This window comes from Streptomyces sp. NPDC059534, from assembly GCF_042743475.1.
Classification (GTDB): domain Bacteria; phylum Actinomycetota; class Actinomycetes; order Streptomycetales; family Streptomycetaceae; genus Streptomyces.
Genome location: NZ_JBHWAQ010000026.1, coordinates 113,233 through 128,655, shown reverse-complemented (window position 1 = coordinate 128,655; position 15,423 = coordinate 113,233). Strand labels below are relative to the sequence as shown.

Genomic DNA, 15,423 nt, shown 5'->3' with positions numbered 1-15,423 from the left:
CGCGCTCACCCGTGGATTCCGACGGCGGACGGGGACACGCTCGGGCTGCAGTCGCTCAGCCGCACCGGCTCGCCCATCGCCACGAGGATCTTACGGTCGCCGCGGTAGGCGTCCCGGCCGTGCGCGCACAGGATGTTGTCCACCAGCAGCAGGTCGCCCCGCTGCCATGTCTCACGCATGGTCACCGCCTCATAGGCGCGCCGCAGGGCCTCCGCCTCCTCCGCCCTGATCGGGCTGCCGTCGCCGAATCGTGTCTCGAACGGCATGCCGTTCTCCTCGGCGGCCTCCATCAGGACCTCGCGGATGTCCTCGTCGAGGGACCAGGAGTTCCAGAACGCGACGTGGTTGAACCACACCTGCTCCCCGGTCACCGGGTGGACGATCGTCGCGGCCCGGCGCTGCGCCGTCTGCAGCCCCTGGTCGCCGGTCCACTTCCAACCGATGCGGCGCTTCTGGCAGTACTCCTCGACCTCGGCGCGGTCCGACGTGCCGAACGCCTTCTCCCACGGCATGCCGAACACACTGTAGGAGCGCTCCAGCATCCAGCCCTGTGCCTCGAATCGCCGCCTCAGCTGCGCGGGCACCAGCCGCAGCGCCTCGCGCATGTCACCGACGGTGGTCGCGCCGCCCTCCTCGGGCGCCTGGGCGCAGAAGAAGAGCAGGAGGCCGGGGAAGTCCAGGGTGTAGCTGTTCTCGTTGTGCAACTTGATCGGCTGCGCCGGCGGCAGATCGGTCGAGGAGTAGATGTCGTCCCCGAAGTCGCTGCGAGGGGTCGCCTTCTCCTGGTACGCGGCGCGCTCCTGGAAGAGGACGTCGCGCAACGCGGCGAAGTCGGCCGCGTCCGTGGCGGGCAGCCCGCGCACCATCAGGCAGCCGGAGTGCCGCAGCTGCGCTCGCAGCTGCTCGCGGTTCTGCTCCAGCCAGTCCACCGCCGTGTCCAGGTCCGCCAGCGGCGGGCACTGCAGCAGCGGGGGTTTGCCGACCGCGTACTCGATCGGCAGACCCGCGGTCTCCTTCGGGGCGGGGAGGGCGGTGGTCATGGGTTCCTCCGGTCTGCGGGGAGTACGCGGCCGACTGCGGAAAGCACCGTCGGCAGGTCGTCCGAGAAGTAGAAGTGGCCGCCGGGGAACATCGACATGTCCGCGGAGCCGGTGGTCAGTTGGTGCCATGCCTTGAGGTCCGCGACCGGCACCACCGGGTCGTCCTCGCCGCCGAGCACGGTCAGCGGACAGCTCAGGGCCGGGACGGGTCCGGTGTAGCGGTACGCGTCGTCCAGGGCGAAGTCGGCTCGGATCACGCGCAGCACCATGGCGCGCATGTCCGGGTCCTCCAGCAGTTCCGGTGCGGTCCCGCCACGGACGCCGAGTTCGACGGCCAGCTCCTCGTCGTCGAGCCGTTCCGGGTGAACCGGGCGGGGATTCTCGAGGTGGGCCGCCCGCGCGGCCGAGACGACAAGCCCGGCGGGCGGGCGCCCCTCGCGCTCCAGTCGCAGCGCGAGCTCGAAGGCGACCAGTGCTCCCATGCTGTGACCGAGCACGTGGAGTCGCGGCTGGTCCCGCAGCACCTGGTACAGCTGATCGGCCACGTCGTTCACGTCGACGGGCAGCGGCTCCGAGTAGCGGGCTCCCCGCCCCGGATACTGCCCGATCAACAGTCTGACGTGCGGAGGGATCAGCGGCTCCCAGTCCAGGTAGGCGTGGGCGCTGCCACCGGCGTGGCTCAGCACCAGCAGACTGGGAGCGTCGGCCGGTAGATCGGGACGGATGTCCCAGACGGCTTCCCCGTTCATCGGTGCGCCCCCGTCCCGTCGGCCGGCGTCAGCGACACCTCGGCCTGGTCGTATCCCGCGATGTGGTTCGAGCGGACCCGGCGCACCGGACCGGTCACCTCGATGTCGGCCACCCGGCGGGACAGTTCCTCGAACAGGACCTTGAGTTCGCTGACCGCCAGGGCCCCGCCCAGGCAGTAGTGGGCACCGTGGCCGAAGGTGACGTGCCGGTTGGGCGTGCGGTCGATCCGGAAGGTGTCCGCATCGTCGAAGACCGACTCGTCCCGGTTGGCCGACGGGCCCCAGACCACTACCTGCTGACCCTCCTCTATGTGACGTCCGGCCAGCTCGGCGTCGCGGGTGGCGGTCCGCAGCGTGTGGGCGCCAGGAGAGGTCCAGCGAAGAATCTCGTCGACCGCGGAGGGCAGCAGCGCCGGCTCGGCCTGCAGCGCCCGCCATTGGTCGGGCCGGGCGGCAAGGGCGAGCACGCCGCCGACGGCCGCGTGCCGGGTGGTCTCGTTGCCCCCCGAGATGAGTCCGTCGCAGTTGAGGAAGATCTCCTCGTCGCTCAGCGGCACCCCGTCCACCGTGCCCTGCACGAGCGCGGAGATGACGTCCTCGCGCGGCTCTCGCCGCCGCTCCTGGACCAGCTCCGAGTAGTAGAGCAGGATTTCGGCGTGCGCCTCGATCGCCGCGTCGGCGGGAGAGCCGTCCTCGTCCACGGCACCGAAGGCCACCGTGGTCCGGTCGAGCATGAAGTCCCAGTCCTCGCGCGGCACACCGAGCAGATCGCAGATCACCGCGACCGGCAGCCGGGAGGCGGCCTCGACGAAGTCGACGGTCCCGTTCTCCAGCGCGCGGTCGAGGCTTTCGGTGACCGTGCTGCGCATGTTCTGCTCCAGCCGGTGCACGGTGCGCGCGGTGAACGCCGAGCTGATGATCCGGCGGATGGCACCGTGTCGGGGCGGGTCGGTGACGATCAGCATCTTGCGGGACGCGGCCGCAGCCGCCCGCACGTCGCCGCCCAGCCGCATTCCCTGCTCGGACGAGAAGGTCTTGCTGTCCCGCAGGACGCGGACCACCTCGGCGTGCGTGGTCACCGACCAGTAGGCGACGCCGTTGGGCCGCACGGTCCAGCGGACCGGGTCGTTACGACGCAGCCAGCGCCAGACGGGGTGCAGATCGCCCTGGCTGTGCAGGTGGGGATCCGCGATGTCCACGGAGCCCGGATCGAGCATGTCGGTCGTGGTCATGAGGCCGCTTCCTGGGTGTGTCGCTCCGGGGCCGTGTCCCTCAGCAGCCGGGCGATGGCGGGCACGAGGCCGGAGTGGGGGTCGAGATGAAAGAGGTGCCCGCCCGGGAAGAGCAGGCGGTCCCAGCCGGCGCCGGCATACTCACTCCAGCCGTCGAGCTCTGCCGGGGTGACGCCCTCGTCCTCGGTCCCGCCGCACAGGGTCAGCGGGCAGGCCAGCGGCTTGCCCGGGCGGAAGCGGTAGTCGTCGCACACCGCGAAATCGCCGCGGAGCGGGGGGATCAGCAGGGCCTGCAGGTCCGGGTCGTCCAAGACCCAGCCGGGCAGCGTCCCATTGCCGACGAAGTGGCGCACCACTTCCTCGTCGCGGTAGCCGCTGAGGTCGAGATCGCCGTGGTGCCGGTGCGGGGGCCGGGTCGCGGACACGATCAGCCGGTCGGCCCACAGCCCGTGGGCCTGGCCGAGCAGCCGCGCCAGCTCGAATCCGACGATGCCGCCCATGCTGTGACCGAAGATCGTGAACGGCCGGTCGAGCCGGGCCAGCAACGCGGGCAGCGCGCCGGCCACGATGGCGTCCATGGACTCGAGTACCGGTTCCGACCACCGGTTCTGCCGACCCGGGAGTTGCAGGGCGAGCACGCCGGTATCGGGCCCCAGCTCGTCCTGCCAGCTGCGGAACTGTCCGGCTCCCCCGCCCGCGTGATGGCAGATGACCAGCAGCTGACCGGCGGCTTCGGCGTTCGGCCACTCCATCAGCCACGGCGACCTCGTCGCGGCGTTCATCGGATCTCCTCGGGCGTGGCCTCGGCCAGCGCCTGGTTCATGATCGCCTCGGCGAGGTCGGCGAGCACCCTGTGCTCGAAGAGCATCCGCACCGACACCTTGACCCCGGTGAGCGCCCTGACCCGCGTGATGACCTGCGCCGCCAGCAGCGAGTGGCCGCCCTTCTCGAAGAAGTCGTCGTGGACACCGACCTGTTCGACGCCGAGCACCTCCTGCCAGATGCTCGCGACCATCTCCTCCAGAGGGGTCCGGGGCGCCTCGTAGGCCGGCGCACCGGTGACCGTCTCCGCGTCGGAGTCCGTGATGAGCACGGCCAGCGCGGTCCGGTCCACCTTGCCGTTGGCGGTGAAGGGAAGTTCCTCGACGAAATGGAACCCGCCGGGCACGAAGTGCTCCGGAAGGCGGGTACCCAGATAGGCGCGCAGCGCCTCCGGGGTGGCATCGTCCTGGGTCTGCGGCCGCGCCACCACGCAAGCCGTCAGTCCGACCACGCCCGAGGCGTCCTCGCGCGGGACCACCGCGCACTCGTGGACCGCGGGGTGGCCGCCGAGCACCGACTCGATCTCGCCCAGCTCGACCCGGAAGCCGCGGATCTTGATCTGGTCGTCGGCGCGGCCGACGAACTCGAGCTCCCCGTCGGCCCGCCTGCGGGCCAGGTCGCCGGTGCGGTAGAGCCGTCCTCCCGGCGTCTGCGCGTAGGGGTCGGGGAGGAACTGCTCCGCGGTGAGCCCGGGACGGCCCAGGTAGCCTCGGGCGACTCCGACGCCGCCGAGGTAGAGCTCGCCCACGACATTGACCGGGACCGGCCGTAGTCGCGCGTCCAGCACCAGGGCGCTGTGTCCGGGGATCGCGGTGCCGATGGGCAGGTTCGCCTCGTCGTCCGACGACTGGACCCGGTGGCCGGTGGACCAGATGGTCGCCTCGGTCGGGCCGTAGAGGTTGAAGCACTGTGCCTGCTCCAGCCAGGGTCGGACCATCGCCGCGGTGAACACCTCGCCACCGGCCATGACCGTGCGCATGCTCGGCACGTCGACCGCGCCCGTCGCCGCGATCGCGGACGGCGGCCCGCACCAGGCGGTCACCTCGTGGCGACGCATCAGTTCCGCCAACGGCTCACCCGGGACCAGTTCGTCCCGGGCGCCGAGCACCAGGCGGGCTCCCGCGCCGACGGCCGCGATGATCTCGAAGACGGAGGCGTCGAAACTCGGCGAGCAGAACTGGAGCATGACGTCGTCGCGTCCCAGCGACAGGAACGACTGCTGCGCGGCGATGGTGTTGGCGAGGGAGGCGTGGCTGATCTGCACGCCCTTGGGACGGCCGGTCGAACCCGAGGTGTAGATGACGTACGCCAGATTCGCCGCCACCGCCACCGCCACCGCGCCGGCCACGCCACCCTCCGCGACCTCCGCGTCCGGCTCGACCAGCGGCACCCCGCCGCCCGACGCCAACGACCGCGCGACCTCACCCGAGCCGACCACCACCGCGGCACCCGAGTCGCCCAGCATGAACTCCAGCCGAGCCACCGGATACTCCGGATCCAGCGGCACGTACACACCGCCCGCCTTCAACACCCCCAGCAACCCCACGATCAACTCGACCGACCGCGGCAGACACACACCCACCAACACCTCGGGCCCCACACCCCGCGACCGCAACACCGCCGCAAGACGCTCCGCCCACGCGTCCACCTCACCGAACGACCACGACCGGCCACCCGACACCACCGCGACCCCGTCCGCACCCTCCCGAGCCCACCGCGCGAACACCTCGTGCAGCAATACGGTCGACCGGTTCTCCATCTGCCTGCCCCTTGTCATCAACGCTTCTTGTGCGCAGTCGTCAGTCACGGACTTTGTCGCTCACACGCTCGGATCCGACCTGCTCGGCAGCGGGTGCCCTGTCCGCGCGCGACCGGACGCCCAGGTACACACCTGCGGCGAGCGTCACGGCGAACATCAGCAGGAGCACCAGTCGGTAGTGCAGGGCCGACGTGAGCACGGCGCCGACCAGGATGGAGATCGTCTGCGGCACCCCGCCGACCATGTTGAAGGCCGCGTGCACCCGGCCCTGCAGCCCCGCCGGGGTCAGCTTCTGCCCCAGCGTCATCATGGGAATGAGGATCCACGGCACCGCGAAGCCGCACAGGACCGCGCCCGCCGCCACCGCGGCCGGCAGCGGGGGAATCAGCAGCAGGGCGCCCCCCGCGTACAGGACGAATCCGGCGGTCGCCACCCGTTCCTCGCCGATACGCCGTACCACCGCCGCGGCGGTGAGCCCGGCTGCGATCGCGCCGACGCCCTGCGCGCTCACCAGCACGCCCACGAAGGCCGGCGGTCTGCCGAGTCCCTTCTCCACCACCGCGTACAGCGCCGTCTGGGCGAAACCGAAGACGCTGAGGGACATCGCCCCGGCGATCAGGACACGCTTCAGCGCCGGTGTCGCCCAGACGTGCCGGATACCGAGCAGGACGGAAGTCGTCCAGCTCTCCCGGCCTTCCTCGGTGCCGTGCGGGGCGGGCGCGCTGCGGCCACCGCGTACCGCGAGCAGGGAGAGGGTGGCGATGACGAAGGTCGCCGCATCGATCACGACGACCCAGTGCGCTCCGATCACCACGACGGCGCCCGCGCCCAACAGCGGTGCGGCGAGACGGAATCCCTGGCGCATGACCGTCAGGAAGCCGTTGGCGGAGACCAGGAGCTCCTTGGGCAGCAGCTCGGGCAGCATGGCGGACTGGGCGGCGTCCAGCATGGCCACGGACACGCCGTAGCCGAACATCACCACGTAGACCAGCCACAGGTTCGTCCGGTCGTGCACCAGCAGCAACAGCAGCACCAGAGCCGCGGTGAGCATGTTGGTGACGATCAGCAGCCGCCTGCGCCCGACCCGGTCCACCACCAGCCCGCACAGCGGCGCGAGCAGTTCACCCGCGACGAAGGCGAACATCGTCAGGCCGGCGGCGCTGCTGCTGCCGGTGAGCATCTTCACCCACACGCCCATCGCCAGCCACAGCGCGCTGTCTCCGAACACGGAGAAGAGCTGACCGATGAGGTAGATGCGGGCATCGCGGACTGCGAAGACCTGTCTCATCGGCGGGTCACTCCCCTCTCTGCTCGACGTGCTGGGCGACGTGGCGCAACGTCTGCAGCCGGAGGAACTGGAGGGGTTCCACCTCATGGCCGGCCGCGGCCATCTGCCCGCAGCAGGAGATCGCGAGCAACGAGTCACCGCCGAGTTCGAAGAAGTTGTCACCCGGCGCCACCGAGGGCACGCCCAGGACACGGGACCAGATGCCGGCCAGCTCCGCCTCCAGCGGCGACGCGTACTCCGGGCGTTCCCGCCGGTCCGCGGTCGCGGGCTCGAGCGGCCAGTTCGCCAGGGCGAGCCGATCGGCCTTGCCCGCCGGACTGCGTGGCAACTCGTCGTGGCGGACCAGCGTGTTGGGCACCATCGGCTGGGGCAGGTACTCGGCAAGGCTCCGCCGCAGACGTTCCGGTGCCGCCGGATCGGAGGCGGTCAGCACGACGTGCGCGACGAGCCTGCCGCGCCCCTTCTCGTCGTCACGCAGCACGACCACGGCGTCCCCCACCTCGGGAAGTTCGCGCAGCCTTGTCTCGATCTCGCCGAGTTCGACGCGCACTCCGTTCACCTTGACCTGGGAGTCCGTGCGGCCGCAGTACTCGATCACACCGTCGGGATGCATCCTCGCCAGGTCGCCGGTTCGGTACAGCCGCTCGCCCGGCAGGCTGCTCCAGGGGTCGGGGACGAAACGCTCGGCGGTCAGGCCGGGGCGGCCACGGTAGCCACGGGCGAGGCCCGCCCCACCGAGGAACAGCTCGCCGATCACTCCCGGTGGCACCGGACACAGCCGGTCGTCCAGCACCAGAGCGCGGGTGTTGGTGATGGCGCGGCCGATGGGGACGCTGCCGTTCCGGGGGCCGAGGCCACAGTCCCAGGAGGTCACGTCGACCGATGCCTCGGTCGGGCCGTACAGGTTCTCCAGGCGGGCCGCGGGGAAGGCGCTCCCTGCCTGCCGCGCGAGCCCGGGCGCCAGCGCCTCACCACTGCAGACCACCAGTCGGAGCGAGTCGCAGCCGCGCGCCGAGGGGTCGGCCAGGAAGGTGCCCAGCATGGACGGCACGAAGTGGCAGACGGTGATCTGCTCGTCCTTGACCAGCCGCGCCAGGTAACGGGGATTGAGGTGTCCTCCCGGTGCCGCGAGCACCAGCCGCGCGCCGACCATCAGGGGCCAGAAGAGTTCCCAGACCGAGACGTCGAAACTGATCGGAGTCTTCTGCAGGACCCGGTCGGCCTCGGACAGCCCGTACTCCTCCTGCATCCACAGCAGCCGGTTGACGATGCCGGCGTGCGGGACCTGCACGCCCTTGGGACGGCCCGTGGAACCGGAGGTGTAGATCACGTACGCGAGGTTGGCCGGATCCACCGGGGGCACGGCCGACACGTCGGTCCCGTCCGGCGTGTCCCGCACGGGGTCCTCGCCGTCCGCCGGGTCGACGAACACACGGCTGCCTCGGAACTCCGGCAGCTCGACAGGTGTCCGCGGCGAACCGATCAGCAGACCGGCCCCGGCGTCCGCGAGCATGTAGTCGAGGCGGGCGGCCGGGTATCCCGGGTCGAGCGGAAGGTAGGCGGACCCGGCCTTGAGTACGCCCAGGACAGCGACCAGCAGCTCTGGCGAGCGCTCCAGGCAGACCCCGACCGGGCGATCAGGCCCCGCGCCGAGGACACGCAGCCGGGCCGCCAGCGCGTCTGCGCGCCGGTGCAGTTCCGCGTAGGTCAGTTCGGCGCCGGCAAGGCTGACCGCCACCCGGTCCGGGTGCCGCCGCGCCGTCTGCTCCAACAGCCGTACGAGCGTCTCCGGCTCGCGAGGCACCTCCGCTCCCGAGCCCGCTGCGCGCAGGGCCCGGCGCTCGTCCTCGGTCAGCGGATCGGCGTCGGCGATCGGAGCCGCGGGAGCGGCCAGAAGCTGCGTCAGGAGCTGCTCGTAGTGCCGCACCATGCGTTCGGCGGTGGCCGCGTCGATCAGGTCGGTCATGTAGGCCAGCTGAAGCCGGATCGCGGTGCCGTCGTCAGCCGTGCACAGCGAGAGGTCGAACTTGGTCAGCCCGGTGTCGAACTCCAAGGGCTCCACGGTCAGACCGGGCAGCCGCCACTGCGCGTGATCAGCGTCCCGGTGCAGGAAGAACGCCTGGAAGAGAGGGTTGCGGGCCACATCGCGCGGCGGCTTCAGAGCATCGACGAGGTCGTTGAAGGCCACCTGCTGATGCTCCAGCGCCGCGAGCAGTCGGCGGTGTTCACGCTGCGCCAGGTCGACGTAGGTGTCGTCCGGTGCGATCCGGGTGGGCAGCACGATCGTGTTGGCGAACAACCCGACCAGGTGCTGCGTCCGCGGACCCGTCCGGCCTGCGACCACCGTGCCGACGTGGAAGGACTTCTGCCCCGAGTACCGGTGCAGGAGCACCTTGTAGGCCGAGAGCAGAACGGTGAACAGGCTGGTGCCGTGCTCCCGTGCGTAGGCCCGGGCCGCGTCACCCACGGCGGAGGGGAGCGTCCGTACGGCCACGCCGCCCCGGTAGGAGGGCATCGCCGGACGGAGCCGGTCCGTGGGGAGCTCCAAGCTCACCGGCACGCCCGCGAGCTCCTCGCACCGGGCGCGCAGCTCGGTGGCGGCCGTGCCGTCCTCCTCCCGCCGGCTCAGCCACGTGGTGAAGTCGCCGTACTGGACGGGGAGGCTGCCGAGAGACTCGTCGAGGGCCGTCTGCACCGCCGCGGTCCCGTGGCCGGCGACGGGGTACCCGGTCGCGAGCTCCCGCAGGATGACGTCGAACGACCAGCCGTCGTTGACGATGTGGTGCACGACCAGCAGCAACAGGTGGTCGTCCTCGGCCAGTCGGTAGATCCTCGCCCGGAACAGGGGGCCCGCCGCGAGGTCGAAGCTCCGCCCCGCCTCCTCCGTCGCCAGGAGGCAGGCCGCCTCCCAGCGCTCGGTCGGCGAGTCCCCGGTGTCCGGGAGATCCACCACCGCGAAGTCCGGGGCGTGCTCGGCGTGAACCACCTGGCCGGCCGTCGGCGGGCCCGGGAACGTGGTCCGCAGGCTCTCGTGCCGCCGCACGGTCGCCTCCAGGCAGGTGCGGACGGCAGCCGTGTCCAGCGGGCCGCGCAGGCGCAGCCCCTGGTGCGTGTTGTACAGCGAGCCGTCCGGCAGCACCCGGTCGAGCGCCCACATGCTCCGCTGGTGCGGCGAAAGCGGAACCAGCGAACCGGCGGGACGTGGAGAAATCTCGGGAGACCTCGTGATCCGGCCTTCCGATCGGCCGCTCAGACGAATTTCGAGGAGACGTCGCTTCGCCTCGGAATCAAGTCCGGCCCCCATCTGTTTCCCTTTCATTTCCCCACCGCTCTTCCGGCCCCGCGAAGGTATTTCAGACCGCCTGATCGACCTGCTGCTCCATATGAATACGGAGGCTCAGCGGCCGCATGTCGACCCAGACCTCCTCGATCCGCTGCAGGCACTGCTCCTTGGCCCCGGTGGTGCCCTCGGCGCGCCAGCCGAGCGGGAGGTCCCTGCCCTCGGGCCAGATCGAGTACTGCTCCTCGTGGTTGACCACTACGGCGTACCGCACGTCTTGGGATACATCGTCAGACATGGTGCAATCGCCCCTCTCATGACTGCCAGGAATCGCATGACTCCGGGATTTCGATCTCAGAGTAGGAGCGCCACTATCCGCGGGCTATCCGTGGACTATCGGCAGGCCGACATCGGTCCACTATCGAGTCACCATTCATCCGCTGACCGTCCATAGATTCCCCTTGACTTCTGAATAATGCGCCTGGAACGCTCTCGAATCACAGCACGCCACCCAGCTAAGGAACCAGAAATGACGGATGAGCAGGCAGTGGAACTCATATCGCAGCTGATATGCAGGGGCCGGCCGATCTCCCAGAAGGACGTGACGGCGGACACGAACCTCGTCGAGGACCTCGGCTTCGACTCCCTGGACGCCGCGGAACTCCTCGCGGCGGTTCACCAGCAGACCGGGCGTCAGCTCGAGGTCCAGTCGGTCAAGGACTTCCAGACCGTGGGCGGCGTGGCGCGTCTCCTGGTCTCGGGTGGGACGGAGGCGGCCGCGTGATCGTGCAGCAGACGTCCCCGGAGGACGAGCTGGAGCCCATGGTCCTGCTCAACGCCTACCGTGCCGCGGAGGTCCACGGCGCGGGCGCGATCATGCGCCTCGGCCGGCTCGCGGACAACGCGCAGCTGCGCAAGGACCTGAGCCGCCACCTCCGCGACGAGGCCGTGCACGCCTGGCTGTGGAGCAAGGCCATCCACGAGATGGGCGGCGAGATCCACGAGGTCGACGAGCCCTACCAGACGGTCCTCGCCCAGCAGTTCGGCATCCCCCGCTCCCTGAACGAGCTCCTGGCGCTGACCTGGGTGTCCGAGCGGCGTGGCTGCGCCCAGTACGAAGAGCACCTGGAGATGAAGGAGATCCCCGCCTCCATCCGCCGGACGCTGCGCGGCATCCTCAAGGACGAGATCTGGCACGTCGGGTACATCCGCGAGGAGCTGGACCGGCGGGCGCTCAAGGACCCGGCCGTCGAGGGGATCATCGAGCGTGCGATCCTCGCCGACGAGCGGGCCATGGTCGAACTCTCCTCGACCGGCGTCTTCGACGCCCTGAACAAGGCTCCCGGCGCATGACGACGGTCGCACCCGGCGCCACGGTGAGCGAGGTCGGTGCGGAGACGATCCTGGCCGGGCCCGCGCTGCCGACCGGGTTCCTCAGCCTGGAGGAGATCGTCAGGCCGCACGAGGTCACGGACCGGTACGTCACCGTCCCCGACGGCTCCGACACCGTGCGGCTGAGCTACCGGGAACTCATGGAGCGCGCCGCCTCGACGGCCGCGCGTCTGCGCAAGGCCGGGCTGACGCCGGGCTCCTCGGTGGCCTGCGTCCTGCACAACGACCTCGGATCCGTGCTCACCCTGCTCGGAGTCTGGATGGCCGGCGGCGGCGTGGTCTCGGCGCCTCCGCGCAGCGGGCGCGGGGCCCTGCCGGGCCAGGGCATCGCCGGAGTCCTGGAGCGCATGGGCTGCGAGTTCTTCGTCAGCGACGAGGACAGCGCCGAGCTGCCGCTGCCGCCGGGAGCACGGCTCCTGTCCCAGGGCGCGCTCACCGAGCGGGACTCGGAGCGCCACTCGGTGCCCGACCTGTCCGTGCCGGACAACGCACTGGTCCAGTTCACCTCGGGCAGTGTCGGTACGCCCAAGGGCGTCGTGGTCGGGCCGACGGAGCTGGCCGGCCACCTGAAGGCGGTCGCCACAGGGATGGAGCTGGAGCAGGACCGGGACCGCCTGGTGTCCTGGCTGCCGCTCTACCACGACATGGGCCTGGTCGCGATGCTCCTCAACGGCCTGGCCGCCCGGATCGACGTCGTCCTGTCGAACCCGACCGGCTTCGCCAAGCGCCCCGCCACCTGGCTGACTTCGCTCTCCGAGGAGCGGGCGACGATCACCGCCGCCCCGAACTTCGCCTACCGCCTCGCCGCCGCGGTCCCGTACGCCCCCGAACTCGACCTCTCCCGCATGCGGGTGTCCCTGAGCGGCGGCGAGCGGCTGCAGTGGGAGAGCCTCCTCGACTTCAACCGGGTGGCCGAACCCCTCGGTTTCGCGTGGGGGGCCATTCAGCCGAGTTACGGCCTGGCCGAGGGCGTGGTGGGCACGACCTCCACCACCATCGGCCGAGGGCCGAGGCTGGGGCCGAACGGACACGTGTCCGTCGGAGTCCCCCTGGCGGGCGTGCGGCTGAAGCTGCGGACCGGCACCGAGCCGGTACCGGTCCATCTCGGCGGCTCCTCGCGATTCTCCGGCTACCAGACGACGGACGGCTTCGAGCCTTCCACCGGCGAGTGGCACGACACCGGTGACGCCGGGTTCGTGTACGAAGGCGAACTGCACGTGTCGGGCCGGCGCAACGAGGTCATCGCCCTGGCCGGCCGCAACATCTTCGCGGAGGACGTCGAGGCGATCACCCACGGTGTGGGCGCGGCCCAGATGCGGGCCTGCGCGGCCTTCCGTGACATCGAGGACGACACCCGGTTGGCCCTCGTCATCGAGGTGGCCCGCCAGACGGACGCCGATGAGGCGCTCGCGCTGGCCCGCGAGGTGCGCACCAGCGTCATCAAGCTCCTCGGCACGCGCCTCACCTCGGTCCGGATGGTCCGTCCGGGCACCATCCCCCGGACGACCTCGGGCAAGGTCCAGCGGGCCCGCTGCCGCGATCTGATCAGCTCGGACGCCATCGGCAGCCGCGTGCTGGCCGAGCTCGTCTGACCCTGTCGGGCAGCCGACATCACTGAAAGGAGGCACTGCCGATGGCAGCCAAGTCCATCTGGCTCGACGGGGAACTCACCGCCTGGGAGGACGCGAACGTCCACGTCACCGTCATGGGGCTGCACTACGGCATCGGGTTCTTCGAGGGAATCCGATGCCACCGGACCGACCGCGGAACCGTGGCCTTCCGCCTCACCGACCATCTCGAGCGTCTCGCCGCTTCCGCCGCGATCTACGGGGTACCCCTGCCGTACTCCGTCGACGAACTCGCCCGGGCGTGCGCCGATGTCGTGGTCGCCGGTGGCCTGGGCGACTGCTATCTGCGCCCGATCGTCTTCCTCGGGAACGGCCCCAACCCGCTCAGCGCGCCCTTCCACGCGGCAGTGATCCCGAGCGAGAACGGCCCGCTGGCCGGCCTGCCGCCCACCGAGGGCGTCACCGCCAAGATCTCCAGCTTCCAGCGCATGTCGGCCAACGCCCTGCCTCCTACGGCGAAGGCGACCGGCCAGTACCTGAACGCTTTCCTCGCCCAGCGCGAGGCCATCAGCTGCGGATACCAGGAAGCGCTCCTGCTCAACGGCGACGGGTACGTCGCGGACGGCTGGGTGCACAACGTGTTCGCGGTACGCAACGGCGTCCTGCTGACGCCGCCCCAGAGCAGCGGGGCGCTCGGTGGGATCACCCGCGACACCGTCATGACGCTGGCGAAGGCCCACGGCGTCGAGGTCCGCGAGCAGAACCTCGTGCGCAGTGATCTCTACCTGGCCGACGAGTGCTTCCTCACCGGAACCGCGGCGGGGATCGTGCCGGTGGTCTCCATCGACGGGCGAACGGTCGGTGACGGGAAGCCGGGCGCGATGACGGCCGAGCTCACCGCGAATCTGGAACAGGCGATTCACGGCTCGGACCACGAACAGTGGCTGGAGGTCCTGTCATGACATGGGCGGTAGAGCAGAGCACCGCGGAGGAAGACCAGGCGCTGGAGTTCCGCAACCAGCTGGAGGACGCGCTCGCCGGCTTCGACGCCGAGGATTTCGAGCGCTGGGAGCGTGAGGGGCGGACACCGCGCGAGCTGCCGGCCGCTCTGGGGCGGGCCGGCGTGTTCCGGCACCGCTGGAAGGACGGCGCCGAAGAGGGGCTCCCTCGGCTGGTGACGATGTCGCAGACGCTCTACCGCCTCAGCAGCGGGGCGGCCGTGGTGGCCATGGGGCAGAGTGAGATGTTCATCGGCGCGCTGCGCTGGCTCGCCGAGACCCCCTACCAGCTCTCGCTGCTCGAGGAGGCCCTGGACGGCCGGACCATCGGCTGCTTCGGCGCCACCGAGCCGCATGGCGGTTCCAACCTGCGGGGCCTGCGCACCACCGCGTACGCCGATCCTGACGGCTGGCGGCTGCGCGGGTGCAAGCGCTACATCTCCAACGTGAGCCAGGCGGACTACATCCTGGTGCTGGCCCGGCCGGAGAACCCGGCCCACGTCAGCGATCTCAGCCTGTTCCTCGTGCCGCTCGACCACCCCGGTGTGAGCTTCGACGGCGTCTTCGACACCGTGGGTCTGCGGAGCTGCGACGCGGGCCAGGTCACCTTCGACGTCAAGCTTCCCCCGGACGCGCTCCTCGGCAAGTCGGGCATCGGCCTGCTCTACGCCACGCACCTTCTCCAGTTCGAGCGGCTGGCCATCTGCGCCCAGTTGGCGGAGGCCGCGGAGCACGCTCTGCACCTCGCCGTCGCCTACGCGCGCCGCCGTACGACCGGGGACGCCCGCATCATGGACAAGCAGGCGATCCGGCACCGACTCGCCACGTGCCGGGCCGAACTGTGGAACGTGCAGGGTCGGCTCCGGGAGCTGGTGTCGATGGCCGAGCGCGACAGAAGGATGCCCGCTCACGAGATCTCGGCCCTCAAACTCACCACAGGCGACATCGCCTGTCGTATCGTCGACGCAGCTCTGCAGATCTTCGGCGCGCGGGGTTACACCCAGAACTTCCCCGTGGAGCGACTGTGGCGCGACGTCCGTCTGTCCCGCCTCGGAGGAGGTACGGACGAGGTACTGGCCGATCTGGTGGCCTCCGGCCTGGACCGGCGTGATCCCACGACCGACAGCCTGCTCTCCGACCTTGAACACCTCGACGTGCCCCGATTCATCACGGATCACACCACCTGAGCGAAGCCTGCGGATGGGGACCACCGTCCGGCGAAGCGGCTCAGCTGATCCGATCCGACCCCGGGCGACCCCCGGGCCCAGACCGATCAGTCCGCCGAACCCAATGAT

Annotated in this window: 13 protein-coding genes; 5 read left to right on the top strand and 8 right to left on the bottom strand. The window is 70.5% G+C overall.

The window, feature by feature from the left end:
- Window positions 1-5: 5 nt before the first annotated feature.
- The 8 genes from ACFVZH_RS28110 to ACFVZH_RS28075 are packed head-to-tail and all read right to left on the bottom strand — an operon-like array spanning window position 6 to window position 10,468.
- Complete coding sequence (locus ACFVZH_RS28110) at window positions 6-1,040, bottom strand: TauD/TfdA family dioxygenase (protein ID WP_384901481.1); 1,035 nt, start codon at window positions 1,038-1,040, stop codon at window positions 6-8.
- On the bottom strand, window positions 1,037-1,789 hold the full coding sequence (locus ACFVZH_RS28105) for a thioesterase II family protein (RefSeq protein ID WP_384901479.1): 753 nt from the start codon (window positions 1,787-1,789) through the stop codon (window positions 1,037-1,039). The genes ACFVZH_RS28110 and ACFVZH_RS28105 overlap by 4 nt, the downstream gene beginning before the upstream one ends.
- Entirely contained in the window at window positions 1,786-3,021 is a 1,236-nt protein-coding gene (locus ACFVZH_RS28100; RefSeq protein WP_384901477.1) for a cytochrome P450, read from the bottom strand. The genes ACFVZH_RS28105 and ACFVZH_RS28100 overlap by 4 nt, the downstream gene beginning before the upstream one ends.
- Window positions 3,018-3,803, bottom strand: coding sequence for a thioesterase II family protein (locus tag ACFVZH_RS28095; RefSeq protein ID WP_384901475.1), 786 nt, complete (start codon window positions 3,801-3,803; stop codon window positions 3,018-3,020). Before ACFVZH_RS28095 ends, ACFVZH_RS28100 begins: the two co-directional genes overlap by 4 nt.
- Window positions 3,800-5,602, bottom strand: coding sequence for an amino acid adenylation domain-containing protein (locus ACFVZH_RS28090; RefSeq protein ID WP_384901474.1), 1,803 nt, complete (start codon window positions 5,600-5,602; stop codon window positions 3,800-3,802). Before ACFVZH_RS28090 ends, ACFVZH_RS28095 begins: the two co-directional genes overlap by 4 nt.
- Before the next feature lie 40 nt (window positions 5,603-5,642).
- Window positions 5,643-6,890 (bottom strand): MFS transporter, encoded by a 1,248-nt coding sequence (locus ACFVZH_RS28085; protein ID WP_384901472.1) that lies wholly within the window; start codon window positions 6,888-6,890, stop codon window positions 5,643-5,645.
- A gap of 7 nt (window positions 6,891-6,897) precedes the next feature.
- On the bottom strand, window positions 6,898-10,194 hold the full coding sequence (locus tag ACFVZH_RS28080) for an amino acid adenylation domain-containing protein (protein ID WP_384901471.1): 3,297 nt from the start codon (window positions 10,192-10,194) through the stop codon (window positions 6,898-6,900).
- Between the two features lie 49 nt (window positions 10,195-10,243).
- Window positions 10,244-10,468 carry an MbtH family protein gene (locus ACFVZH_RS28075; protein ID WP_384901469.1) on the bottom strand — a complete coding sequence of 75 codons (225 nt, stop codon included), beginning with the start codon at window positions 10,466-10,468 and terminating at the stop codon, window positions 10,244-10,246.
- A 231-nt stretch (window positions 10,469-10,699) separates the two neighbouring features.
- Here ACFVZH_RS28075 and ACFVZH_RS28070 point away from each other — a divergent pair, with 231 nt between their 5' ends.
- From ACFVZH_RS28070 to ACFVZH_RS28050, 5 genes are read left to right on the top strand one after another with little or no spacing between them, the layout of a single operon-like run.
- Window positions 10,700-10,954 (top strand): acyl carrier protein, encoded by a 255-nt coding sequence (locus tag ACFVZH_RS28070; RefSeq protein WP_384901467.1) that lies wholly within the window; start codon window positions 10,700-10,702, stop codon window positions 10,952-10,954.
- Complete coding sequence (locus ACFVZH_RS28065; RefSeq protein ID WP_384901465.1) at window positions 10,951-11,523, top strand: ferritin-like domain-containing protein; 573 nt, start codon at window positions 10,951-10,953, stop codon at window positions 11,521-11,523. The genes ACFVZH_RS28070 and ACFVZH_RS28065 overlap by 4 nt, the downstream gene beginning before the upstream one ends.
- On the top strand, window positions 11,520-13,154 hold the full coding sequence (locus ACFVZH_RS28060) for an AMP-binding protein (RefSeq protein WP_384901464.1): 1,635 nt from the start codon (window positions 11,520-11,522) through the stop codon (window positions 13,152-13,154). The genes ACFVZH_RS28065 and ACFVZH_RS28060 overlap by 4 nt, the downstream gene beginning before the upstream one ends.
- Before the next feature lie 41 nt (window positions 13,155-13,195).
- A complete protein-coding gene (locus tag ACFVZH_RS28055) occupies window positions 13,196-14,092 on the top strand; it encodes a branched-chain amino acid transaminase (RefSeq protein ID WP_384901462.1) in 897 nt (298 codons plus the stop codon).
- Window positions 14,089-15,315 carry an acyl-CoA dehydrogenase family protein gene (locus ACFVZH_RS28050; protein WP_384901460.1) on the top strand — a complete coding sequence of 409 codons (1,227 nt, stop codon included), beginning with the start codon at window positions 14,089-14,091 and terminating at the stop codon, window positions 15,313-15,315. The genes ACFVZH_RS28055 and ACFVZH_RS28050 overlap by 4 nt, the downstream gene beginning before the upstream one ends.
- Window positions 15,316-15,423: the final 108 nt, after the last annotated feature.

Bases quoted from the DNA above. Each gene is read 5' to 3' on its own strand.
- ACFVZH_RS28110 (WP_384901481.1), bottom strand. From the start codon at position 1,040: ATGACCACCGCCCTCCCCGCCCCGAAGGAGACCGCGGGTCTGCCGATC.
- ACFVZH_RS28105 (WP_384901479.1), bottom strand. From the start codon at position 1,789: ATGAACGGGGAAGCCGTCTGGGACATCCGTCCCGATCTACCGGCCGAC.
- ACFVZH_RS28100 (WP_384901477.1), bottom strand. From the start codon at position 3,021: ATGACCACGACCGACATGCTCGATCCGGGCTCCGTGGACATCGCGGAT.
- ACFVZH_RS28095 (WP_384901475.1), bottom strand. From the start codon at position 3,803: ATGAACGCCGCGACGAGGTCGCCGTGGCTGATGGAGTGGCCGAACGCC.
- ACFVZH_RS28090 (WP_384901474.1), bottom strand. From the start codon at position 5,602: ATGGAGAACCGGTCGACCGTATTGCTGCACGAGGTGTTCGCGCGGTGG.
- ACFVZH_RS28085 (WP_384901472.1), bottom strand. From the start codon at position 6,890: ATGAGACAGGTCTTCGCAGTCCGCGATGCCCGCATCTACCTCATCGGT.
- ACFVZH_RS28080 (WP_384901471.1), bottom strand. From the start codon at position 10,194: ATGGGGGCCGGACTTGATTCCGAGGCGAAGCGACGTCTCCTCGAAATT.
- ACFVZH_RS28075 (WP_384901469.1), bottom strand. From the start codon at position 10,468: ATGTCTGACGATGTATCCCAAGACGTGCGGTACGCCGTAGTGGTCAAC.
- ACFVZH_RS28070 (WP_384901467.1), top strand. From the start codon at position 10,700: ATGACGGATGAGCAGGCAGTGGAACTCATATCGCAGCTGATATGCAGG.
- ACFVZH_RS28060 (WP_384901464.1), top strand. From the start codon at position 11,520: ATGACGACGGTCGCACCCGGCGCCACGGTGAGCGAGGTCGGTGCGGAG.
- ACFVZH_RS28055 (WP_384901462.1), top strand. From the start codon at position 13,196: ATGGCAGCCAAGTCCATCTGGCTCGACGGGGAACTCACCGCCTGGGAG.
- ACFVZH_RS28050 (WP_384901460.1), top strand. From the start codon at position 14,089: ATGACATGGGCGGTAGAGCAGAGCACCGCGGAGGAAGACCAGGCGCTG.